24 protein-coding genes are annotated in these 23,621 nt (G+C 38.1%); 20 read left to right on the top strand and 4 right to left on the bottom strand.

The genetic code is table 11. From position 1 onward, the window contains the following. The gene (locus HX062_RS05550) at positions 1 to 1,029 is read right to left on the bottom strand and encodes an AraC family transcriptional regulator (protein ID WP_286466731.1); all 1,029 of its coding nucleotides are present in this window, start codon (positions 1,027 to 1,029) and stop codon (positions 1 to 3) included. Positions 1,030 to 1,858: 829 nt separating this feature from the next. Here HX062_RS05550 and HX062_RS05545 point away from each other — a divergent pair. The 5 genes from HX062_RS05545 (at position 1,859) to HX062_RS05525 (ending at position 6,897) form a co-directional block, all read left to right on the top strand. Then, entirely contained in the window at positions 1,859 to 2,224 is a 366-nt protein-coding gene (locus HX062_RS05545) for a hypothetical protein (RefSeq protein WP_182626438.1), read from the top strand. Between the two features lie 439 nt (positions 2,225 to 2,663). Continuing rightward, entirely contained in the window at positions 2,664 to 2,948 is a 285-nt protein-coding gene (locus HX062_RS05540; RefSeq protein ID WP_182626437.1) for a DUF3817 domain-containing protein, read from the top strand. A gap of 221 nt (positions 2,949 to 3,169) precedes the next feature. Beyond that, positions 3,170 to 4,387, top strand: a complete 1,218-nt coding sequence (locus tag HX062_RS05535) for an OmpA family protein (protein WP_286466729.1) — start codon at positions 3,170 to 3,172, stop codon at positions 4,385 to 4,387. An 88-nt stretch (positions 4,388 to 4,475) separates the two neighbouring features. Further along, positions 4,476 to 6,461: an excinuclease ABC subunit UvrB gene (gene uvrB / locus HX062_RS05530; RefSeq protein ID WP_182626435.1), complete on the top strand. Its 1,986-nt coding sequence runs from the start codon at positions 4,476 to 4,478 to the stop codon at positions 6,459 to 6,461. Between the two features lie 10 nt (positions 6,462 to 6,471). Next, positions 6,472 to 6,897 (top strand): DUF1456 family protein, encoded by a 426-nt coding sequence (locus tag HX062_RS05525; protein ID WP_182626434.1) that lies wholly within the window; start codon positions 6,472 to 6,474, stop codon positions 6,895 to 6,897. Between the two features lie 96 nt (positions 6,898 to 6,993). Here HX062_RS05525 and HX062_RS05520 read toward each other — a convergent pair whose 3' ends face one another. Further along, complete coding sequence (locus HX062_RS05520; protein WP_182626433.1) at positions 6,994 to 7,362, bottom strand: group III truncated hemoglobin; 369 nt, start codon at positions 7,360 to 7,362, stop codon at positions 6,994 to 6,996. Between the two features lie 56 nt (positions 7,363 to 7,418). Between HX062_RS05520 and HX062_RS05515 the strand changes: the two genes are divergently transcribed. The 4 genes from HX062_RS05515 to HX062_RS05500 are packed head-to-tail and all read left to right on the top strand — an operon-like array spanning position 7,419 to position 9,830. Beyond that, positions 7,419 to 8,165, top strand: a complete 747-nt coding sequence (locus HX062_RS05515) for a Rossmann-like and DUF2520 domain-containing protein (protein WP_182626432.1) — start codon at positions 7,419 to 7,421, stop codon at positions 8,163 to 8,165. Then, positions 8,165 to 8,692 carry a KdsC family phosphatase gene (locus HX062_RS05510; RefSeq protein ID WP_182626431.1) on the top strand — a complete coding sequence of 176 codons (528 nt, stop codon included), beginning with the start codon at positions 8,165 to 8,167 and terminating at the stop codon, positions 8,690 to 8,692. The genes HX062_RS05515 and HX062_RS05510 overlap by 1 nt, the downstream gene beginning before the upstream one ends. 10 nt (positions 8,693 to 8,702) lie before the next feature. After that, positions 8,703 to 9,287 carry a Maf family nucleotide pyrophosphatase gene (locus HX062_RS05505; protein ID WP_286466727.1) on the top strand — a complete coding sequence of 195 codons (585 nt, stop codon included), beginning with the start codon at positions 8,703 to 8,705 and terminating at the stop codon, positions 9,285 to 9,287. Between the two features lie 6 nt (positions 9,288 to 9,293). Further along, entirely contained in the window at positions 9,294 to 9,830 is a 537-nt protein-coding gene (locus tag HX062_RS05500; protein WP_182626429.1) for a mechanosensitive ion channel domain-containing protein, read from the top strand. A gap of 61 nt (positions 9,831 to 9,891) precedes the next feature. Here HX062_RS05500 and HX062_RS05495 read toward each other — a convergent pair whose 3' ends face one another. Then, positions 9,892 to 10,524, bottom strand: coding sequence for a trimeric intracellular cation channel family protein (locus HX062_RS05495; protein ID WP_286466725.1), 633 nt, complete (start codon positions 10,522 to 10,524; stop codon positions 9,892 to 9,894). 11 nt (positions 10,525 to 10,535) lie between these two features. Next, positions 10,536 to 11,279, bottom strand: a complete 744-nt coding sequence (locus HX062_RS05490) for an RDD family protein (RefSeq protein ID WP_286466724.1) — start codon at positions 11,277 to 11,279, stop codon at positions 10,536 to 10,538. 25 nt (positions 11,280 to 11,304) lie between these two features. Here HX062_RS05490 and HX062_RS05485 point away from each other — a divergent pair, with 25 nt between their 5' ends. The 11 genes from HX062_RS05485 (at position 11,305) to HX062_RS05435 (ending at position 23,614) form a co-directional block, all read left to right on the top strand. Next, entirely contained in the window at positions 11,305 to 12,270 is a 966-nt protein-coding gene (locus HX062_RS05485; RefSeq protein ID WP_182626426.1) for a stage II sporulation protein M, read from the top strand. Between the two features lie 9 nt (positions 12,271 to 12,279). Beyond that, positions 12,280 to 13,230: a hypothetical protein gene (locus tag HX062_RS05480; protein ID WP_182626425.1), complete on the top strand. Its 951-nt coding sequence runs from the start codon at positions 12,280 to 12,282 to the stop codon at positions 13,228 to 13,230. Then, the gene (locus HX062_RS05475; protein WP_182626424.1) at positions 13,223 to 14,056 is read left to right on the top strand and encodes a hypothetical protein; all 834 of its coding nucleotides are present in this window, start codon (positions 13,223 to 13,225) and stop codon (positions 14,054 to 14,056) included. Before HX062_RS05480 ends, HX062_RS05475 begins: the two co-directional genes overlap by 8 nt. Then, positions 14,053 to 15,264, top strand: a complete 1,212-nt coding sequence (locus HX062_RS05470; protein ID WP_286466723.1) for a DUF4350 domain-containing protein — start codon at positions 14,053 to 14,055, stop codon at positions 15,262 to 15,264. Before HX062_RS05475 ends, HX062_RS05470 begins: the two co-directional genes overlap by 4 nt. A gap of 96 nt (positions 15,265 to 15,360) precedes the next feature. Continuing rightward, complete coding sequence (locus tag HX062_RS05465) at positions 15,361 to 16,368, top strand: AAA family ATPase (protein ID WP_286466744.1); 1,008 nt, start codon at positions 15,361 to 15,363, stop codon at positions 16,366 to 16,368. A 12-nt stretch (positions 16,369 to 16,380) separates the two neighbouring features. After that, a complete protein-coding gene (locus HX062_RS05460) occupies positions 16,381 to 17,700 on the top strand; it encodes a DUF58 domain-containing protein (protein WP_182626548.1) in 1,320 nt (439 codons plus the stop codon). Positions 17,701 to 17,703: 3 nt separating this feature from the next. After that, on the top strand, positions 17,704 to 18,501 hold the full coding sequence (locus HX062_RS05455) for a TrmH family RNA methyltransferase (RefSeq protein WP_182626422.1): 798 nt from the start codon (positions 17,704 to 17,706) through the stop codon (positions 18,499 to 18,501). Between the two features lie 220 nt (positions 18,502 to 18,721). Then, positions 18,722 to 19,354 (top strand): hypothetical protein, encoded by a 633-nt coding sequence (locus tag HX062_RS05450; protein WP_182626421.1) that lies wholly within the window; start codon positions 18,722 to 18,724, stop codon positions 19,352 to 19,354. A 178-nt stretch (positions 19,355 to 19,532) separates the two neighbouring features. After that, complete coding sequence (locus HX062_RS05445; RefSeq protein WP_182626547.1) at positions 19,533 to 21,749, top strand: RelA/SpoT family protein; 2,217 nt, start codon at positions 19,533 to 19,535, stop codon at positions 21,747 to 21,749. A gap of 100 nt (positions 21,750 to 21,849) precedes the next feature. After that, positions 21,850 to 22,308: a Fur family transcriptional regulator gene (locus HX062_RS05440; protein WP_182626420.1), complete on the top strand. Its 459-nt coding sequence runs from the start codon at positions 21,850 to 21,852 to the stop codon at positions 22,306 to 22,308. Between the two features lie 34 nt (positions 22,309 to 22,342). Continuing rightward, the gene (locus HX062_RS05435; protein ID WP_286466721.1) at positions 22,343 to 23,614 is read left to right on the top strand and encodes an adenylosuccinate synthase; all 1,272 of its coding nucleotides are present in this window, start codon (positions 22,343 to 22,345) and stop codon (positions 23,612 to 23,614) included. Positions 23,615 to 23,621: the final 7 nt, after the last annotated feature.

Raw genomic sequence — 23,621 nt, 5'->3', positions numbered from 1 at the left:
CTATCCTTTTCTTTTTTCTATTATTACACGATATTCTGCAGGGCTAAACCCGGTAATATCTCTAAAATACTTATTAAAGGTATTGACGGATTTAAAACCACATTCTTCCGCAATAGCCATTAACGTCCAATCCGATTTAAGGGCCAGTAATTTCAACGCTTCCATCACCCGATAAAAAGCAACCAATTTGTAAAAACTAGTATTCAAATGCTTGTTGATCACATAACTCGCCTGTTGCGCATGGCTATGAGGCAGATGCAAACACAGCATCTCCAAACTAAAATCAGGCCGTAAAAACGCTTTTTCAGTTTCAAAAAAATCGAGAATCTGTTCGGCTAATTCTTGATTTCCAAACGTCAAGCGAAATGTTTCCGATTCTATTTCTACTTTGTTCTGCCCGGCAATTTCCTTCTCCTCTTCTACCTCCCAATACCCCTTTGAAAGTGTGAAAGTATCTGATGCGCACTCTTTTTGCTGTTTCTTGTAAAACAAATAGGTAAACAAGGATAACACGAGCAATAAATATTGAAGCCCTACTTGTACATAACCCAATACAAAAACCAAGTCAGGGATTTTTATTTTGAAAAAATAACCTTGTACGTTGAGTAGCAAAAGGTAGACAACAAAAGAAAAATGCGTAATAAAAATATAAGATTCAATCGCTTTTAAGGATCTATTTAAGTGTAAGCGATGAAAGTAAAAAAGACCAAAATACACAATGCCAAAAAAATTATTCAAGGCAATCAGAATCCAAAGCGGTATGGGAAGAAAACTCAACACAAGTAAAACAACGGATAAACTAAACATTTGGGTTATTTGCGTTTTCAGCACAACATCTGGTGTATCATCTACCAGCCTAAACAACTTCAAACTAAACACAATCGCAAAAAAATTGATTATGTATACGGTGTCATGTTCAATCAACGCATTGTAATAATTCATGCTCAGTAATAAAATAAATATACCAAACAATAAATAGTAGAATCGCTCAGTTTGTAAACTTGTATTCCAATCGTACAACTTCATCATAATTTATTTTTTTAATCCATAGGATGGCATCTTGAAAATAAGTTTAGCTCATTAAGTTATACCCTACTATAAAGCTAAAACAAACCCCAAAAACCGTCCCTTCCTCATTAGTAAATAAAACTAACCCCCACAGTTAAAAGAAATATAATATTTTTTTGTTAATTTTTAGATATACTAAATATTACCTAAATTAATTTCACTTTTTATACTTTTTTATCGTATTTAATTGATTTCATTTAAACAAATTTAACTTTTGATATGTTAATATATGTATCAAAACACGTATAACATCATCAAAAAAAACAATTGAAACACCATTTAACATTGTTTTTTTATAATTAAATTATCTGTAATAAACCAACGCGATCAACAACAATTATTTAAAATATAAACACAAAAACAACAGATTAAGACAGTAAACGTATTGTACTACAACTATAAAAGTAAACTCTCTCCCTGCCCGAAGCGTCGATACCGAAGCAAAAAACACCAATAGAAGTACAGCTACTAAAACGTTGTTGCAAATAAGGTTCTAGGATCCCGAATAGCGTCCTATTTTGTAACATAGCAGTAAAGCATCAATGCTATATTACATACTGTAAAACAGTCTAGGAAAAACCATACTGAACGAACAACATTTCTTTGATCGTCACACAATAGAGGAAAATCAACAGTAAAAAGGACAATACGTGAATCGCAAACCACCTAAACAATAGCGGAATACGCAAAAAACCACAATCAGAATAAAATAAAATTAACTTTTTTATTTGCTAAACTATTAAAAAGCTTATTTTTGTCCTACAATTAATAATACCCAAAATTTAATACTGTGGAAAACGCAAATGCAATTAAACTAATTAAGTTAATACAATCTGATTTAGTTACAAATGGTCTTGTGGTGGATCAAATCGTTCCAAACCTTAAGAAATTAAGAGAATATGCTCTACTAGAAGAAGTACCTACCCTAGTCAAATCAATTAGACTTACGTACGAGCACATTGAAAACAATAATGGTTTTTTCATTGCTATTCCAAATGACGAGCCGATAGACGAGGAAGACGTTGTAGAAAACGAAGCCGTTGTCGCTCAAAATGACATTGAAAGCTTACAATACTTATTGTCGCTTTTCAAAGATCCAACGAATAAGCACAATCTTGCTGATTTAAAAGAATATAATGCTAAACTATTAGCCTAACGGATAGAGGCTGTCTAAACAGCTTTACAAAGTTAAACCCCACCGATCGGTGGGGTTTTTTTATGCAACAGGCCAAAGCCTACGCCCTCTTACAAGGCTATTTTTTTTAGGCTGTTTCTTTAGGCAGCTCGTAGTTTTGCCCTATTCGATCACTAGAGTTTGTTCCTGTTTCCTTTAGGTTTACGTCCTATTCCGACCAATAGGCGTGCATGGTGAGTCCATCATGCGTCCATTAATACAGCAACTTTAAATAGACTCACCATGGACGCACCATGGACTCACTATGGACTCATCTCCTAGGAAACTTAAAGAAGAACTCCTACAACTGTAAAAAGAACCCCCGTTTTTTATGAAATATTTAGCATTAATCGCCAGCTAAATATTTGAATTAATCGGCATTAGCCCTATTTTAGCACCCATAAATTTAACACTATATACTATGGTTAATCTATTTAGGATTACAGCATTCTTAGAAGGGGTTTCTTTACTTCTATTATTATTCATTGCAATGCCTTTAAAATACATTTGGGACAGCCCCTATATGGTGCAAAAAGTTGGTATGGCACACGGGATCTTATTCATTGCTTATATTGTTTTCGCATTTTTAATCAAAAATGAGTTAAAATGGTCAAACAAAACACTCTTTTTTGTATGTTTTGCTTCAGTAATCCCATTCGGAACCTTCATTATAGAGAAAAAGATTAAAAGAGAATTCAATCAATAAATCGACTCAAACATAAATAATTTTCAAATTAAGAGGCGAATTACAACAATTCCGCAATAAAAACTAGTTTATATTGAATATCAAACAAACTAAGGATTTTTAAAAACATTGTATTTTTTTTATAAAAAATGTGTATTTAAAAACTTTATAGTATATTTGCCTCGTAAACGAAACAATAATAGCTATTACGATAGCTGACAAGTGAAAGTAAAAATTAAATTATGAAAAAAATCACATTATCTTTATTAGCACTTACAGTAGGTATTTGTGCTAATGCTCAAGACAAGCCATATAATAAGTGGTCAGTTGATTTGAATGCAGGTTTTGCAAAACCAGCAAGAACATTAAGTCCAGGGTACACTGCTGAGACTTTCAAAAACTTACATTTAGATGGTGGTGTTAGATATAGCATCAACAATAAAATTGGTGTTAAAGGTTCATTTGGTTATGATAAAATTGACAACTGGACAAACAGCAACTTAAACGCTCAATCTGATTACTATAGAGCAAGTTTAGAAGGAGTTATTAACTTAGGTAGAGTTTTAAACTTCGAAAACTGGACTAAAACTTTTGGTTTACAAGCTCACGCGGGTGGGGGATATTCTTGGTTAAACGGGGATAACTTCTCAGGTTCTGACAAAATGGGTCATTTAATGGCTGGTTTGACAGGTCAAGTGAAGCTTCACTCTAGAGTAGCTTTAAACGCTGACTTTACAGTTATTCAAAATACACAACAAGATAGAAACTGGGACGGTGTTAACGCATCAAACCGCTCTGTATTCCAAGGAACAATGTTCAACGCTACAGTTGGGGTATCTATCTATTTAGGTAAACACGCTCAACACGCTGATTGGTATGCTGAAGAGTCTCAAACTAAAAACGAAATCAACGCTTTAACTAACAGAATCGATAATATCGAAGCAATGTTAGTTGACACAGATAACGATGGTGTAGCAGACTACTTAGATTTAGAACCAAACACACCAGCTGGTGCTTTAGTTGATTCTAGAGGTAGAAATATCGACAAAAACAACAACGGTATCGCAGACAATATCGAAGCTTATTTCCAAGAAAAATACGGAAATACTACGAGCATGAACGCTGATGACGCTGCAATGGTTAAAGAATTAATCAACAAAGGTTACGTAGCTGTTAATTTTGATTTTGATAAAGTTCAACCTACTTCTTTAGAAGGTATCAACTTCATCATTTCTTATATGAAAAACAATCCTTCTGCTTCTTTAGAAGTTAGCGGATATGCTGATTCAACAGGAAACAAAGACTACAACCAAAAATTGTCTACAAGACGTGCAAACGCTGTAAGAGATCTATTGGTTAAAGCTGGAGTTCCTGCTGGAAAAGTTACAGCTAAAGGAAACGGTATCGATGGTACTCAAGCTAAAAACGTTGCTAGAAGAGTAATCTTCAAAGTAAACTAATTAGCTCTTACTTTATAATAGAAAGCACAAGCCTAAAGCTTGTGCTTTTTTTGTTTAAATGTGTACCTTTGCATTCAAATAAGTAGTTATGAAATTTGATTTAAAATCTGATTATAGTCCCACCGGTGATCAACCAGAGGCAATTGCTCAATTGACTCGTGGCATATTAGATGATCAGAAGTATCAAACGCTCGTTGGTGTTACAGGATCGGGTAAAACCTTTAGTGTTGCCAATGTCATTAAAGAAGTACAACGACCTACCCTTGTTTTGGCACACAACAAAACGCTGGCTGCTCAATTGTATTCGGAATTTAAAAGCTTCTTTCCTGACAATGCCGTCGAGTATTTCGTCTCTTATTACGACTACTATCAGCCGGAAGCTTTTATCCCCGTTACGGGTCAATACATTGAAAAAGATTTATCGATTAATGACGAACTGGAAAAGCTGCGTTTAAGCACCACTTCTACCCTGCTCTCAGGCAGACGTGATGTATTAGTCGTTGCCTCTGTTTCCTGCTTATACGGTATTGGAAACCCCGTAGAATTCCAGAAAAACGTTATCTCAATCGAACTAGACCAAGAAATTAGTCGAACCCAACTCTTACACCGCCTTGTACAAAGCTTGTACGCGCGAACAGAAGCCGACTTTCTACCGGGTTATTTCAGAATAAAAGGAGACACGATCGAAGTGTTTCCCAGCTATGCCGATCACCCCTATCGCATCCACTTCTTTGGCGATGAAATTGAAGCCATTGAAGTATTTGACGCCACAACAGCACAGGTAATTGAAAAATTTACCCGCTTAAATATTTACCCAGCTAATATGTTTGTGACCTCCCCTGATGTGCTAAACAACGCCATTTGGGAAATACAACAAGATTTAGAAAAACAAATTTCCTACTTCAAAGAAATAGGAAAACACCTCGAAGCCAAACGATTAGAGGAAAGAACAAATTTCGACTTGGAAATGATGAAAGAATTGGGCTATTGTTCGGGTATTGAAAACTACTCCCGTTACTTAGACGGTAGAGCTCCTGGCACCCGCCCCTTCTGTTTATTGGATTACTTTCCTGACGATTACCTCATGGTAGTCGACGAGAGTCACGTCACCATTTCTCAAGTACACGCCATGTATGGCGGTGACCGTTCTAGAAAAGAAAACCTCGTTGAATATGGCTTTCGATTGCCCGCTGCACTAGACAATAGGCCATTGAAATTCGAAGAATTCGAAAGCATGCAAAATCAGGTCATCTATGTTTCTGCAACACCTGCAGACTATGAGCTACAAAAAAGCGAAGGGATTATCGTTGAACAGCTCATACGCCCCACAGGTTTACTAGACCCCATTATCGAAGTGCGCCCTACGGAAAATCAGATTGATGATTTAATTGAAGAAATTCAACAACGCGTAGACGTCGATGAACGCATATTGGTCACCACCTTAACCAAGCGCATGGCCGAAGAACTTGCGAAGTACTTTACCAAAATGGGCATTCGCTGTCGCTATGTACACTCTGACATCGATACCATCGAACGTGTAGAAATCATGCAAGACCTGAGAAAAGGTCTCTTTGATGTACTTATTGGAGTCAACCTACTACGCGAAGGACTAGACTTACCCGAAGTATCCCTTGTAGCTATTTTAGACGCCGATAAGGAAGGATTTCTGCGCAGCCATCGCTCACTCACTCAAACTGTGGGTAGAGCCGCTAGAAACGTCAATGGAAAGGCCATTATGTATGGAGATAAGATTACCGCAAGTATGCAAAAAACCATAGACGAAACAGAATATAGACGCAGTAAACAAATCCTGTACAACACCCAACACAACATCACACCAAAGGGACTTACTAAAAAAATTAGCAATGAGTTAGTAAAACCTTCTTATGACGAACTGCTAGGTGAACAGGTGAAAAAAGTAGCTGAAGAACAGGTGAAATACCATTCGAAAGAAGAAATTCAAAAGCTAATCAACAGTAAGCGCAAAGAAATGGAAAAAGCAGCTATGGATTTAAACTTCATGTTAGCCGCCCAATTAAGAGATGAAATTAAAGTATTAAAAGATAAAATATAAGTACTTACAAATGACAAATAACGATATTTTAAAAAAGCTTAGAGTTGCCCTACAACTTAGAGATGAGCAAATAGTTGAAATTCTAGAATTGGTAGACTTTAGAGTGTCTAAAGGAGAATTAGGAAACTTCTTTAGAAATGAAGATCATCCAAAATACATGGAATGTGGGGATCAAATTCTGAGAAACTTCTTGAATGGATTGGTGATTTACCTTAGAGGAACAAAAGAAGAACCTAAAAATCCGATGGAAGTTTTACAACAAAACAAAGAGAATATTGTTAAGAAGGTAAAGACCGATCGTCCTACAGCACAAAAAACGACGAGCAACAAACCCAAAGGAGCAGGCACTTCAGGAGGTAAGAAACCGTTTACTAAATCAGATAAACCTAAAAACCCACTGGGAAACATAAAGTTTAACAACGGAAAGAAAAAATAAAAACAGCGATGGTTTGCAATTGCAAACCATCGCTGTTTTTATTTTAGTTTACGGTTGACAGCTAGTTAACCGTTAACTGTAAACTCATAACCTCCACTAACTCCTAAAATACTCTATTTTGCTCAAAAACATGGCAGCCATGCGTTCAGCACGCCACTTGGCTTCCTCAGCAATTTTGCCTTCGAACAACTCATCTACGGTTGCATTAAAAATTTGCTTCCACCGTTCGAAGTGTTCGCTGTGGACAGGCAGTTTAGCGTGAGGCGGAAAAGGTCGCCCTGAATAGGTGTGCTCTTCTAGTAATACCGTTTGCCAAAAGGCGTACATCTTTTCTAAATGGTAGTCCCACTTCCCTTCCAAGCGCTCGTTAAATATGGGCCCAATTAAGTCATCTTGCTGCACTCTACCGTAAAATGTATTGACCAACAGCTGAATATCTTTAAGGTTTTCTATATCTTTTTGCATACAATTATTTCTTTTAAAATCTCCCCGCTTTCCTATTAAATCTTTATCTTTACCTTATGCTTACACTAACTATTTTAGGATCTGGAAAAGTGGCCCACCATCTAATTGCAAACATATTAGATAGTGATCAGTTACAATTACAACAAATATACGCAAGAAATACGAATTCGGTACCTGATATGGTTCCCGAAAGTAGTGTTGTACATTCAATCGATCAATTGCAACCAGCTGATATTTTTATCATTGCCGTGAGTGATATTGCCATTGAAGAGGTATCCAAGCACATACACTTAGCGGATCAATTTGTTGTACACACTTCAGGCACAATTCCCATGTCAGCCATTAGCCAAGAGCGAAAAGGAGTGATGTATATGCTACAGTCTTTTACCAAAGAAAAAGACGTCGACTTTAGCGCTATTCCCTTTTGTATCGAAGCAAACCACGCCAAAGACTTTCAAATGTTAGAACAAATAGCGGTGTGTTTTTCAGAGCGCGTCTATAAAATATCCTCAAAGCAGCGAAAAGCCATTCACTTAGCCGCGGTATTTGTCAACAACTTTGCCAATCACATGTTCACATTAGGCGAAGAAGTCTGTAAAGAGCACCAAGTTCCCTTTGAGATTCTCAAACCGTTGATTGCAGAAACGGCAAATAAGATCATGGAATTATCACCTGTAGAGGCACAAACAGGCCCAGCATCAAGGGGCGACCAGAACACGATCAAGCAGCACTTGGAGCTTCTTACTGATCCAACTAAAAAAGAGATTTATCAACTTATCACAAAATCAATACAAAATAGATAATGTCTAAACACTTTAAAGAAATCATGAACGACATCACTACCTTCATTTTTGATGTAGATGGCGTTTTAACAGACGGTAAGGTTCACGTTACCAATACTGGAGATTTATTGAGAATAATGAATATCAAAGATGGATACGCTATCAAAGCCGCTTTAGAAAACGGATATCGCGTATGTATTATCTCAGGAGGAAGCAATGAAGGGGTAAAAACGCGCTTGCACAACCTTGGGGTGAAAGACATTTACTTAGGCGTGTCGAATAAAGTAGAAATTTTCAAAAAATACTGCGCCGATCACCACTTACAAGCAGAAGAAATTCTCTACATGGGCGATGATATTCCCGATTATCACGTGATGCAACAGGTAGCACTACCTACAGCACCACAAGATGCTTCACCCGAAATTAAGCGTATCTCAAGATATATTTCGCATAAAAACGGCGGTGAAGGAGCGGTTAGAGAAGTTATTGAACAAGTGATGAAAACCCAACAAAAGTGGTTCCAACACTTTGACGCTAAATACGATTAACCCCTGACCTATGTTCGATCAACTAGTAAAGAACTACGACATCGTTTTGGGGTCCAATTCACCCAGACGCAAACAATTCCTCACCGATTTAGGTCTGACCTTTGTTGTGCGTGCTTCTGACGTAGACGAGATTTATCCCCCAGAACTACAAAGAGAGCAAATCACCGATTTCATCGCTCGATTAAAGGCTTCTTCTTTAGCGCTCTTGAGTGATAAAGAAATACTAATCACTAGTGATACAACCGTTTGGAGTGAAGGACAGTCGCTAGGCAAACCCCAAGACCGAGAGGAGGCTATCGCCATGCTTCAGGGCTTATCGGGTAAAATGCATGAGGTAATCACCTCGATCTGCCTTAAAACAACCCAGAAAGAACAGCTATTTCACGCCGTGACAGCGGTTTACTTTGCAAGCTTAACCACAGCGCAAATCGAATATTATGTCGATCACTACAAGCCCTATGACAAAGCAGGTGCATACGGCATACAGGAGTGGATAGGCTTAGTGGGAGTAGAACGAATCAATGGTTCTTATACCAATATTGTTGGCTTGCCAACAACTGAATTAATGAAAGAATTATACGAGTTTATTAAATAAAAAATCATGCCCGACGGATATTTATTAAAAGCCATAGTTACGGCCATTGCCATTTTGCTCTATCTTATTTCTAGGAAGATCATCAACAGCATTATCCATTCGTTTTCTAAGAAATCCGACATGAAAGAAGGACGAGAAGCCGTGGTCATTCGCCTGTTTAACATTCTGTTATTCGTGTTGTTATTCGTGATTATCTTTACGATTTGGGGCGTTGAAAAAGACAATATTTGGCTCACGCTTACTTCTGTTTTCACCGTTATTGGCGTTGCGATGTTTGCCCAATGGTCTCTATTGAGTAATATTACTGCTGGTATTTTACTTTTCTTTTCCTTTCCCTTTCGAATTGGCGATATCATTCGAATTCAGGATAAAGACTTCCCTACGGAAGCGAGAATCGTCGATATCAAAGCCTTTTACATCCTATTGGTAACCGAAGACGGAGAACAAATCTCCTACCCCAATAGCTTACTCTTGCAAAAGGGAATCGTTATTCTTAGTCCAGATCACTTTGAAACCCATACAAATAGTAAATTACAAGAATAAAAAAAAAGCGAAAGATTTGTTTTCTTTCGCTTTTTTTTAGTGTCGTCACTTACGGTTTTCCTTAGGCATCCCTGTTAGTATCCGATACCTCCTGCGCAAAAGGCAAGCTCCACTTATAGCGAACTGCAAGCAAGCGCAGGGCAATAATACTCCCCGCTGTAGCAATGTAAATCACTTCGACATTCACCTGATAGTGATCGAGCACATAGTAGATACAACCTCCAAAAATACAGGCCGTAGCATAAATTTCTTTTTTAAATATAATGGGAATCTGATTCGCTAAAATATCGCGGATTACTCCACCAAAACAAGCTGTAATCGTTCCCAATGCAATACAAAAAACGGGATGTAAGCCCACTGACATCCCCTTGGCAATTCCGATCAACGTAAAAACGGCAATTCCAATGGTATCAAATAAAAACAAGGAATAGCGCAAAATCGCAAATCGCTTATAAAAAAGCAAGGCGAGAAATACCCCTAAAAAGGTCACGTAAAAATAATTCAAATCGGTTAACCAGAAAACAGGTGTTATTCCAATCATCATATCGCGTATAGTTCCACCCCCTACAGCGGTTGCAAAGGCCAAAATAATCATCCCGAACAAATCTAGTTTACGTTCGCGCCCCGCTAATGCTCCGGAAATAGCAAAGGCCAATGTTCCGAGCAAATCTAAAATCTCAAAAAAACTTAACATGAAAAACGTGATTATTCTTTACCCGTAAAATGGCTGTAATCCTTGAGGACTAATTCGACAAACTGTTGATTGCTCAACTCCAACGTTGCGCTGTCGATCTCCAGCTCTGATTCTAACTTACGGGCTAAAGCTTTAATTAATGAAAAATCTCTACTTGCTTTATATCGCAGATAAATCTCTTGTACAACTCCAATATCCGCATCCGATAAGCGGATGACTTGCGGAAGTACAGGAACGTATTCCTCCTCCACTTCGCGGAAAATAGTCGTACCGATATGAATTCTATTTTTTGTGCTAACAACAGTAGTACCAGCCAAAATATCCCCTAAACGCTGACTATTTTGCGTAAAAATAATGCTGAAAATAGCTACAATACCGTTAGAAGCCAAAATATCTAATACGCGAAGAATCCAGCGAACAAAGTAATCCACTACCGTCGCTTGATATCCATCAATTTTAATTACCCTAATTCCCAGAATCTTTTTTCCTGGCGTTTCCCCTTGCATGATCACTTCAAAAAAAACAGTATAAAATACAACAGGCAGTGATACCACCAGCCAATACGCATTTACCGACCACACATCTGCTGAAAAATAACTAGATAGCTTAAACAAGGAATTAACATAATAGAACACAATAAGATACAATATTTTAAAGATCATATCCAAGATAAACGCCAAAATGCGCTCACCAACAGCTGCTGCTTTAAAATCTATTTCTATGTTTTGTGTCGTATTTATTGTTAATTTAGCCATAATTATATTTTTAACTAAGTACCTCATGAGAGAAGTTGCGTTTATTAAAAAAAACAAAGAACTTTGGCTTTCTTACGAAAAGGCCCTGTATTCTTCGGAAACGCAAAAACCAGACTATCTTGCTGAATTGTATATGCAAATCATGAACGATTTAGCATATGCCAAAACTTTTTATCCAAAGAGCAAAATTACACAATATTTAAACAGTTTGGCCATACAAACCTACCAAAAAATATATAAAACAAAACGAATTGAAGAAAGTAGGATCAAACACTTTTTTTTGGTCGATGTTCCCTTAGCGGTTTACCGTCATAAACGCAAGTTAAACTTCACCCTAATCACCTTTGTTATTTTTGTTGCAATCGGAGTGATATCAACGCATTACGATCCGTCTTTTACGCGAAACATATTGGGGGATTCCTATGTTAACCAAACGCTGGACAACATCAAAAATGAAGATGCCATGGCTATTTATAAATCGGGGAGTTCTTGGGGTAGTTTTATTGGAATCACCGCTAATAACCTCTACGTGGGGTTGCGCTTCTTTTTATTTGGACTCACAGCTGGTTTGGGAACACTCTTATTTTTGCTGTACAACAGCGTTATGCTGGGTACCTTTCAATATTTTTTCGTCAACGAACACGCCTTTATGGATAGCGTAAGAGGCATTTGGCTGCACGGAGCGCTTGAGATAACTGCCATGGTCGTAGAAGCCTTTGCGGGCATCGTCTTAGGGGCTAGTATGTTGTTTCCAAAAACACTTTCGCGAATGAACTCCCTTAAACTAGGTTTTAAAGATGCATTAACCATTTTTATTGCCACAGTGCCATTCACTGTCCTAGCTGGGTTTATAGAAGGATTTATCACCCGATACGCCAAAGAAATGCCCGATGTATTAAATTATTTTATCATTTTGAGCACTTTTGGCCTCATCTTTTATTATTTTTTCATCTACCCTAAACGCCTCGTAAAAAAACTAAACCTATTATAATCAATTGCTATGTTTATACTATTTCAAAAACGCGACTTTAATGCGCTTCTTAGTGACACATTTACCTTCTTAAAAGTAGAAGGAAAAAACTATTTTAAACACTTTTTAAAGCTGTGTGGCATTCCACTATTTTTGGTCTTGATCTTTATTTATCTATTGGCCGATATTGGGGTAACTTCTGCCGTATCTGCCAATGCCTATACTGGAGCCACTCCGGAGAGCATCTTTACAGAAATATTCTCCGAACACTGGGGAATGGGACTTCTTGCCCTAGGTGGCTTATTCATTGTAGCCCTTATCATGGGAATCATTTGCTACTCCTACCCTATCCTTTACTTAAAAAATCTGGCTACAGCAACAGATCAACCCGTTGATCAAAACAGTATCGGTAAACAAATTAAAAATCAATTGGGACAAATCATCGTGTTCTTCTTAGGGACATCCTTTATTATTTTACCTTTGGTCATGATCATGTTCTACATTTCTGTCCTCCTCGTATTTTTACTTGTTGGAATTCCTATCTTGATCTTCATGTTACCGACAGTGTATGCTGTACTAACCCTTGCGTTCTATGAATACCTAACGAGAAATGTGGGCTTCTTTACCGCATACGGAAATGCCATCAAATACGTGCGTAACAACTTTTGGTCCATCATTGGAAATACTTTCATTTTCTATATTATCACTTCCCTAATTACTTTTATTCCTTCCTTCCTTATACAGTTGCTTATCGTAGGAGGAGGTATGTTCTTTGACCCTCAAGTTTCGGACAGCCAAATCATGACTTCTGCAGTTACTTGGGGTATTGTTCTCCTTTATTTTGTGTACATTATTTTAGGAACATTGGCACAGAACATCATGTTTATTAACCAGGGGATTATCTTTTATAGCGAAAGAGAAAAAGAAGAAAACTTCTTCACTAAACGTAAAATCGACAGTATTGGTTCAAATAATGAATAAACGCTTTTCTATTTCCTTCTTTTGCTTCATTTCCTTCTTCTTGTATACTCCTGTACTGCAAGCACAAGAATCAGAAGACGATTGTAGTGATTGTCCGAAAACAGAAGAAGTAAACGTACATCAGGCAGAACGCGACACAACCAAAGTTGCATCCGACGCCCTGTATCTATTACGCGATACGGACGGAACCGTCTATGCCAAGAAATTCGAAGAAAAATTCAAGCAGAAATACAAAGGAAAAGAAGCGTTTACCTATGAGGAAACTGAAAAAAAAGTAGGTGTATTAGAGCGCATAAAACAAGCGATTGTCGATTGGATCAACCGCAATTTCTCTGCTAAAATTGGAGAAGAACTCAGCAATAATTACTACGTAATTTTCTTGCGCGTTCTCGGTTTTGTCGCGCTTGGACTTATCCTGTACTACCTCGGTAGAGCATTTGTCCAAAAAGATATCTATTGGCTATTTAAAAAGAAAAGCAAAGGCATTAGTGCTGTGGAAGATTTGTCAACAGAAGATTTTAAATCTACCGATTTTGAACAGCTCATCACCGATGCTATACAACAAGAACAATACCGCTTGGCTATTCGACTGTACTACCTTTGGTTGTTACAACGCCTACAAGTACAAGAAAAAATTACTTGGGCACCTGAGAAAACCAATGCGGACTATATGTACGAGCTCAAAGACAGCCACGACAAATCCCAATTCAGCTATCTCTCCTACCTCTACAATACAATTTGGTATGGCGAATACGAAATTAACGAAGAGGAATTTTACAAAGCGAAAAAATCGTTTGATGCTAAACTAAAACCAAGTAAACCATGAACAGCTCCTTAAAAAAGTTTGGCCTTGCACTAATGGTTTTAGTCACCTGTGTTTTCATTTACGAAAGTGGAAAGAAAAAGCCGTTGAGTTGGATTGAGACCTATGACAATCGGGATAAAAACCCCTATGGCTTATACATCTTGGATCAAGAGCTAGAAACATTGCTAGCACAAGATTCTATTTGGCATTTCACCACAGCGGTATATGATTTTCTCAATGAAAAACAATACGATACCCTACAACCCGTGAACCTCATTGTCCTCGAAGACAAAAATTATGATTTAGATCAATATACTGCGGCTTACCTCAAGGAGTTTATCGCAGCGGGGAATACAGCCGTAATCCTACAGAGCGATTTCAATAATGCATTCTTAGAAGCTTTTGGCCTGCATCGCATACAAGAGTATAGCTCAATCGAGAACAAAGAGGAATTCAGTACGGTTTTGGAATTGACCAACAATCAGGTAAGCAAGCAGAAATTCAGTATTCGCGCTAAGTCCTTTTCCAGAGGGTTTGAGCTTGCAGATAGCCTAAAAAACCAACTGGATGTCTTGGGATACAAAACCGTAGGAGACACGCTAAAACAAGTTAATTTAGTGAGATACCGAGAGGAAAAAGGACACTTAATTCTCGGATTAGACCCCATTATATTGACGAACTACTACCTGTTGAGAAGCAATAACCACCTCTATGCAGAAGGGGTATTCTCCTATTTACCAGAGCAAAAAACCTATATGTATGGAAGTTCAGTGGACAAGGCAGTAGAAAGCCGATCCCTCTTGCGCTTTATCTTTGCCAATCGGGAACTCAAATGGGCTTGGTACTTCTTTTTGTTTGGCCTTATCGTATTTACACTGTTTACCGCCAAGCGAAAACAACGCATTATTCCGATCATAAAACCTCTGAAAAATACAACAGTACAGTTTACCAAAACCGTATCAAACTTGTATATTCAATCCAAAGACTACAGTGATTTAATAGATAAAAGCATTATTTACACCCTCGAGAAAATTAGGCGAAAATACTATTTGGACACAGCAGTTTTAGATGAGACCTTTGTCGAGCACTTTCACTTAAAAAGCAACAAAGACAAACAAGATATTCTCGCTTTTGTTCAATTTGTAACTAATTTTAGACGAGGAGGACAACCCGCTGTTGAAGCCGATCTTGTTCAATTAAACCGATTAACAGAAAAAATATTAGACTAAAATACTATGGAACATACACCTGAACATACACCTGAGCACGCGCCAACTGGCGAGAACAGCCCGATAACAGCATCGACATCCGAAGCGACAAATGAAATGACACCTCCAGCTATACCTCAAACGGAGATGGACAACCTCGCCTTTGAATCTCGCTTAGATCTAGGTCCTTTAGCAGAGAAAGTGAGCGCTATCAAACACGAGATCAGCAAAGTCATTGTCGGACAAAACAAAACCATCGACCGCATGCTAGTTGCCCTATTGGCCAATGGCCACCTGCTACTTGAAGGAGTACCTGGTGTTGCTAAAACCCTTACAGCCAAAGTACTGTCTCAAACCATTGATACAACATATAGTCGCATTCAGTTCACACCGGATCTAATGCCGTCTGATATTTTGGGAACCTCAGTTTTCAATATGCAAACCTCTACTTTCGACTTCAAAAAAGGGCCAATTTTCGCCAATTTAGTACTGATTGACGAGATTAACCGCGCCCCAGCTAAGACACAAGCTGCTTTATTTGAAGTAATGGAAGAGCGTCAAATTACCATTGACAACCTACAGTTTACTATGGATCAGCCTTTTTTGGTTATAGCAACCCAAAACCCTATTGAACAAGAAGGAACTTATCGCTTACCGGAAGCTCAATTAGACCGTTTCTTATTTAAAATAGATGTTGAGTATCCTACGTTGGAAGAAGAAATTAACATCTTAGTAAAAGAACACGACTTTGTAGACCAGGTAAAAACTGCACAAATCCAAAAAGTTATTAGCCCGGCAGAGCTAGTTGGTTTTCAAAAATTAGTCAAGCAGATTGTCGTTGAAGAAAAAGTAATGGAATACATCGCTAAGATTGTTCACAATACCCGTACGAACCCGATGTTATACCTCGGTGCTTCCCCCCGTGCATCCATTGCCATACTCAATGCGGCCAAGGGATATGCTGCCATCAATAATCGCGATTTTGTAACTCCTGAAGATATTAAAGAAGCCGCGTATCCAGTATTGACCCATCGCGTTATTGTATCGCCAGAACGCGAAATGGAAGGGGTAACCGCCCATGACATTATTCAGCAAATTGTAGAAACAATCGATATTCCGAGATAATAAGAGGCTATGATGAAACACCTTTTCTTACTCCAACGCGTATATTATGGATTCGGCATTGTCATTGTGCTGTTTATCCTCTCCTTTGTATTTCCCGTTTTATACCAAATAACATGGGGCGTTGTGGGCGTGGGACTCATCCTGCTTTTCGTTGATATCGTCGCTGTATTTTGGGGCAAAAACAAATTCACAGCTCAACGATATTTACCGGAAAAACTGTCGAATGGAGATGAAAACAAAGTGGAACTACAGCTTAGAAACGACTATCCTTTTCGGGTGTCTTGTGAAATTATTGATGAAATTCCCTTTCAATTCCAAGAGCGGGAGTTCAGCATTCACGAGCATCTCCAAGCCAAGCAAGAAAAAAAATTGCACTATACCTTAACGCCAAAAAAACGAGGGGAATATCACTTCGGAAGCTTAAATATCTACATCAGCTCTCCGTTGCAACTCATTGCTAAGCGCTATGTTTTTTCACAAGGACAAGCCCTTCCTTGTTATCCATCTTTCATACAGATGAGAAAATACGACTTGATTGCCTTTGCAAAAAACAAATATGCCTTTGGACTCAAAAAATTGAGAAAGATTGGCAATACCACAGAGTTTGAACAGATCAAGGAATACGTATCAGGCGATGATATACGCACCATCAACTGGAAGGCTACCGCCAAGCAAAACGCGCTAATGGTCAACCAATTTCTCGATGAAAATACAGAAACGGTGTACTCCATCATCGACAAAGGACGATTAATGCAAATGCCCTTTGACGGCATGACCCTCCTCGATTATGCCATCAACTCAAGCTTAGCCATTTCCAATGTAGTGCTAAAAAAGAACGATCGCATTGGTCTGTTGAGCTTTTCAAAAAAAGTAGAAAATACCGTTGCTGCCTCCAATAAAAGGACGCATTTACAACAAATTATCACTAGTTTATACAACTTGCAAACAAACTTTAGCGAGAGTGATTTTGGGTACTTGTACAGCACAGTCAAACAAACCATTACCCATAGGAGCTTGCTCTTGCTCTACACCAATTTTGAATCGCTTTCCAGTCTAAAAAGACAACTTCCGTATTTGCGTGCCTTGGCGAAAAGCCACGTTTTAGTCGTTATCTTTTTTGAAAATACAGACCTTAGAGCCCTCACAGAAAAACAAGTAAAAAATACAGACGACATAATAGACAAAATTATTGCGGAAAAATTTAACTTTGAAAAGCGATTAATCGTTAGTGAATTGACTAAATACGGTATACAGAGTATTCTGACAACTCCCCAAAACTTATCCATTGAAACGATTAATATGTATTTAAAAATCAAAGCAAAAGGGTTCTAAACTATGAGCATAAAAAAAATAGAAAGCACACAAAATCCACTGATAAAATCCATTTTACAATTACAAGAGAAGTCGAGAAATCGAAAGAAAGAAGGGCTTTTTATCATTGAAGGTGTGCGCGAAATCGAATTGGCACATGCTGGAAACTATCAATTGGAGACTGTTTTATTCTGTTCAGACATTCTGCCTTTCGATCAGGTAGCACCTTTTGTTGCATCGACTACTTCCTGTATAGAGATTACCAAAGACATCTACCAGAAATTAGCCTACCGCGATTCTACTGAGGGGGTCATAGCCTTGGCCCGTGTAAAAACCCATGCGTTAAGCGAGCTACAATTGCCGGACAACCCCCTTATCCTAGTGGCTGAAGCAACGGAAAAACCCGGAAATATAGGCGCTATGTTGAGAACAGCCGATGCCGCACATATCGATGCAGTAATTATTGCCAACCCCAAAACGGATTTGTACAATCCCAATATCATTCGTTCTAGTGTAGGTTGTCTGTTTACCAACCAAATTGCCGTAGGCACAACAGAGGAAGTCATTGCCTTTTTGAAACAACAAGGCGTTTATACCTATGCTGCTACTTTGCAAAACTCATGCAGCTACCACACCCAAGACTATACCCAGCCCACCGCTTTTATCGTGGGAACAGAGTCTACAGGACTAACAGCAGCTTGGCGGGAAAGCAGTACTCAAAACATCATTATTCCCATGAGTGGAACCATAGATTCGATGAATGTATCTGTTGCTGCCTCTATTTTGTTGTTTGAGGCAAAACGACAACGCAATTTCAACTAACAGTTGAAAAGCTACTTATTGCCTCAAAAAAATAAACTTTGGCATAAGAAATTGTCATAGATGTGAACTATTTATCATTCTTCACCGCAATAATAGAACAAGATTGCCGTTTTAGTAAAAAGAATTAAAATGTTAATCTCGCTTTGTAGAAAGTATTTTTTAATTATATTTGATTTTTATTAAATTTTCCTTAACATTTAAAACTTAACTAAGCAGTGATATGAAAAGAAGCAACGCATTATTCAAATTATTCATCCTTACTATACTCCTTTCCTTTACTAATGTCGCTTTTGCACAGTATAATTACGATCAACGCCTACACTACAACTACCCGTGGAAAGTAAACGTACAAATGAGTATGTTAAACAATAATTTCGATTGGGATGATGTTGCTAATTTTGATGAATTGAAAGCCGCTTCTCTACCTAAATTTTCTGTTGAATACTATGCAGGAAAAAACATTAGCTTTAAACTTGGGCTATTGTCTAGCGAAGTTAAAGCGGATGATTTGGTTAATGGAAAACTAGCCAAAGACAAATTTAGTGTACTTGCTGTAGATGCAACTATGGTGTACAGTTTAGGAGGATTGATTAATATTCCGATTGTAGATCCCTACGTGCAAACAGGATTGGGTTACACTCATTTCAACAAAGACGACAAAGCCATGTTTAACTTGGGTGGTGGGGTTAATATTTGGCTTTCAGACACCAATTTATTCAAAACGGGACAATTCAATCGCGATTTGTTGATTAATCGCTTTGGTTTGAACCTAGAAGTACTAGGTAAAAAGAACCTTAGCGGAGGACCTGGAAGTAACCTACAAATCAATGGAGGGGTCTTCTTTGTATTCTAGAACAATATAAAGCAAACATAGCAAGGCGACTAGTTCAACAACTAATCGCCTTTTTTGTTTTACTCCTCTTTTTGTCCCCCAAAAGCCTTTTTTAAGCCGGTGTAGGCTTGTCCCAAATCGCTTGCATATACGCGGTTTTTTTCTTACTTTTAAAGTATGTTATTTGATTAATAGTAGTATGACAGAAGCTGAGATTGAATTAGAAAATAAAGCAATAGCAAAAGAATATAAAGAGTTACTGAAAATCAGTTACCAAACTTTATCCGATGCTGATAAAAAGTTAATTAGAAAAGCATTTGACGTTGCCGTTGAAGCACATAAGGATCAACGCAGAAAATCGGGAGAGGCCTATATCTTTCATCCGATTGCTGTTGCCAAGATAGTTGCTTCTGAAATTGGATTAGGTGCTACCTCCATAGCAGCGGCATTAATGCACGATGTTGTGGAAGACACCGAGATCACCGTAGAGCAAATCGAAGAGTGGTTTAACCCCAAAATAGCTAAAATTGTGGAGGGCTTGACCAAAATGGGAATGCTCGAGCCTGATTCTCATATTTCCATGCAAGCGGAGAACTACCGCAAAATGTTGTTGACCTTAAACGACGATGTTCGCGTGATTCTCATCAAGATTGCTGATCGCTTGCACAATATGCAAACCATGGAGAGTATGGTGGATTACAAGCAGGCAAAAATTGCCTCAGAAACGCTGTATATCTATGCTCCACTCGCCCATCGTTTAGGCTTGTTTAACATCAAAACCAAACTCGAAGACTTGGGGTTAAAATACACCGAACCTGAGGTGTATCAGGACATCGTCCTCAAAATGAAAGAAACCAAAGAAGAGCAAGAAGCTTATATTAAATCCGTTTCTGACATTTTGCGCGAATCCCTCGATGAAGAACACATCGAATACTCCATGAAAGGCCGTCCGAAGTCGATCTATTCCATCCGCCGAAAAATGAAGGCGCAAAACGTAACCTTTGATGAAGTATACGACAAATTCGCCTTGCGTATCATATACAAATCCACACCACACGAAGAGAAATTTATTGCGTGGAAGATTTACTCTATTGTAACGGATCACTTTCGCCCTAGCCCTAGCCGCTTGCGCGACTGGATTTCATCCCCTAAATCGACGGGATACGAAGCCTTACACATTACAGTTATGGGCCCGAAAGGGCGTTGGGTTGAAATCCAAATCCGCAGTGAACGCATGGATGAAATTGCAGAACAAGGCTATGCTGCACATTACAAATACAAACAAGGGGTTACAGAAGAAAACAGCCTAGACCTCTGGTTAAACCAACTCAAAGAAGCCCTCGAAAACGCGGAAACAAATGCCGTAGATTTCGTTGAAGATTTCAAACTGAGCCTATATGCTAAAGAAATTTATGTCTTCACCCCAAAAGGAGAGATTAAATCCCTTCCTAAAGGGGCGACTGCCCTAGATTTTGCCTTTTCTATTCACTCAGAAATAGGCTTAAAAACAAGGGGAACACGCGTAAATGGACGCCTTGTGCCTTTAAACCACATCTTGTCTAGTGGGGATCAAGTCGAAATCATTACCTCCGAAAACAAAAAGCCGAACGTCAACTGGTTAGACTATGTCACCACGAGTAGAGCCCGCAATAAGATTAAGAGTTCACTAAACGAAAACACCAAGAAAATTGCAGACGAAGGAAAAGAACAATTGCAGCGCAAGCTCAAACACCTAAAAATCAATTTGGACGAAAACACCGTGAACGAAATGGTGAACTACTTCAAACTAAAAACGAGTCAAGATTTGTTTTACCGCGTAGGTGCTGGATTAATTGATAACAGCCAACTCAAAGAGTACGCGGCAAAACGCAACAATACGCTGTTCAATTTTTTCAAGAAAAGCATCAAACGCGCGCCTTCTGTTCCTGTACATCAAGAAACAGAAGACAAGAACGCATTGGATTTACTGGTATTTGGCAAGGACAAAGAGAAGCTAGATTACAAACTAGCCACTTGTTGTAATCCCATCCCAGGCGATGATGTTTTTGGTTTTGTCACGATTAACGAAGGAATAAAAGTACATAAAACAGACTGTCCAAACGCCATTAGTATGCGTTCGAACTACGCCTACCGCATCCTGCAAGCCCATTGGGTCGCTTCTTCAACTTCCTTCAATTTTGAAGCAACCATCAATATTACAGGATTGGATTCTGCCGGTTTAACCACTGAAATCACCAAAATCATTATGCAGAGTAAAGCAGTCAACATCCGAAGTATTGCCTTGAGTGAAAACGCAGGACTATTCAAAGGTTCCATTACCGTTATCGTTCCAAATAATGATATTCTGAAAAAAATGATTGCCAATATTAAGAAAATCGAAGGCGTTGACAAAGTGACAAGAGTAAACACCAATTAAATTCAACCAATTGTTGTATCTTTAATTTATAAAACATAATCAATTAATTAATTTTCTCACAAGAGAAAATACAACTATATTTGCATTTTAGTATTTAGTTATGGGAAGCGAGAATAATCAAGAAATAGTAAAAAACGTATTCACTAAATTTTTAGAGGAGAGAGGTCATCGAAAAACACCAGAGCGATACGCTATTTTACAAGAAATTTACGATAGTGAAGAGCACTTTGATATCGAGTCATTGTATATCAAAATGAAAAATAAAAACTATCGTGTTAGTAGAGCTACGCTGTACAATACTATTGAAATTTTATTAGAGTGTGGATTAGTTCGCAGACATCAGTTTGGACAAAACCAGGCACATTACGAGAAATCTTATTTCGACAAGCAACACGACCACATCATTTTAACGGACACCGGAGAAGTGATTGAGTTTTGCGATCCTCGTATTCAAACCATTAAAAAAACAATAGAAGATATTTTTAACATTGAGATTCACAACCACTCCTTGTATTTCTATGGAAATAGAAAAGCGAGTGAAGAAGAATCTGAATCCTAACACAACTAATTTAAAACTTTAACAACACAAAAGAATGGCAGTAGATTTACTACTTGGCTTGCAGTGGGGTGATGAAGGTAAGGGAAAAATCGTGGATGTCCTTACTTCAAAATACGACATTATTGCACGCTTTCAAGGTGGACCAAATGCAGGACACACTTTAGAATTTGACGGAATTAAACACGTTCTTCGCACAATCCCTTCAGGTATTTTTCACAAAGACTCAATCAACATCATCGGAAACGGTGTGGTTATTGATCCTGTTGTTTTCATGAAAGAGATTGAAGGTTTAGAGCAATTTAACATTGATTTTGTCACTCGACTATTGATCTCTAGAAAAGCGCATTTAATTCTTCCGACCCACCGTTTACTTGATGCTGCTTCTGAAGCTGCAAAAGGCAAAGCAAAAATCGGATCGACCTTAAAAGGAATTGGCCCTACCTATATGGATAAAACAGGTAGAAACGGTCTTCGTGTTGGTGATATTGAATTAGAGGATTTCGAACAAAGATACCGCGCATTAGCTGACAAACATGAATCGATGATTCAGTTCCACGATGTGGATATGCAATACAACTTAGCTGAATTAGAAGAAGAATTCTTCCAAGCAGTTAAAGAATTGCGCAAATTAACTTTTATTGACAGTGAAGAATACTTAAATAGCGCTTTAAAACAAGGAAAAACCATCCTTGCTGAAGGAGCTCAAGGTTCTTTATTGGACATTGATTTTGGAACATATCCATTCGTTACATCTTCAAATACAACAGCTGCTGGTGCATGTACTGGTTTAGGTATTGCCCCTAACCGCGTGAAAGAAGTATTTGGAATTTTCAAAGCGTATACAACTCGTGTAGGTAGCGGTCCATTCCCTACTGAATTACACGACGAAGTTGGTGCAACAATGGCTAGTGTAGGTAGAGAATTTGGTTCTGTAACAGGACGCGCTAGACGATGTGGTTGGTTAGATTTAGTAGCATTAAAATATGCTGTTGAAGTAAACGGAGTAACAGAGCTTTATATGATGAAAGCCGATGTTTTATCTGGTTTCCAAAATCTAAAAGTATGTACAAAATACAAGTACAAAGGGGAAGTTATTGACTATCTACCATACAATATTGAACCTGAAAACGTAGAGCCAATCTATGAAGAAATCAAAGGTTGGAACGCTGATTTAACAGGGATGACCTCTTACGATCAATTGCCAATGGAACTAAAAGAGTATATTCAATTCATTGAAAATTACCTTGAAGTACCTGTGAAAGTTGTTTCTGTAGGTCCTGATAGAACACAAACAATCGTAAAATAAAAAGTAA

Origin of the sequence: Myroides sp. DF42-4-2, assembly GCF_030326445.1 — a bacterium.
GTDB lineage: Bacteria > Bacteroidota > Bacteroidia > Flavobacteriales > Flavobacteriaceae > Flavobacterium.
The sequence above is the reverse complement of the archived record's forward strand: the minus strand, read 5'-3'. Positions and strand labels throughout refer to the sequence as shown.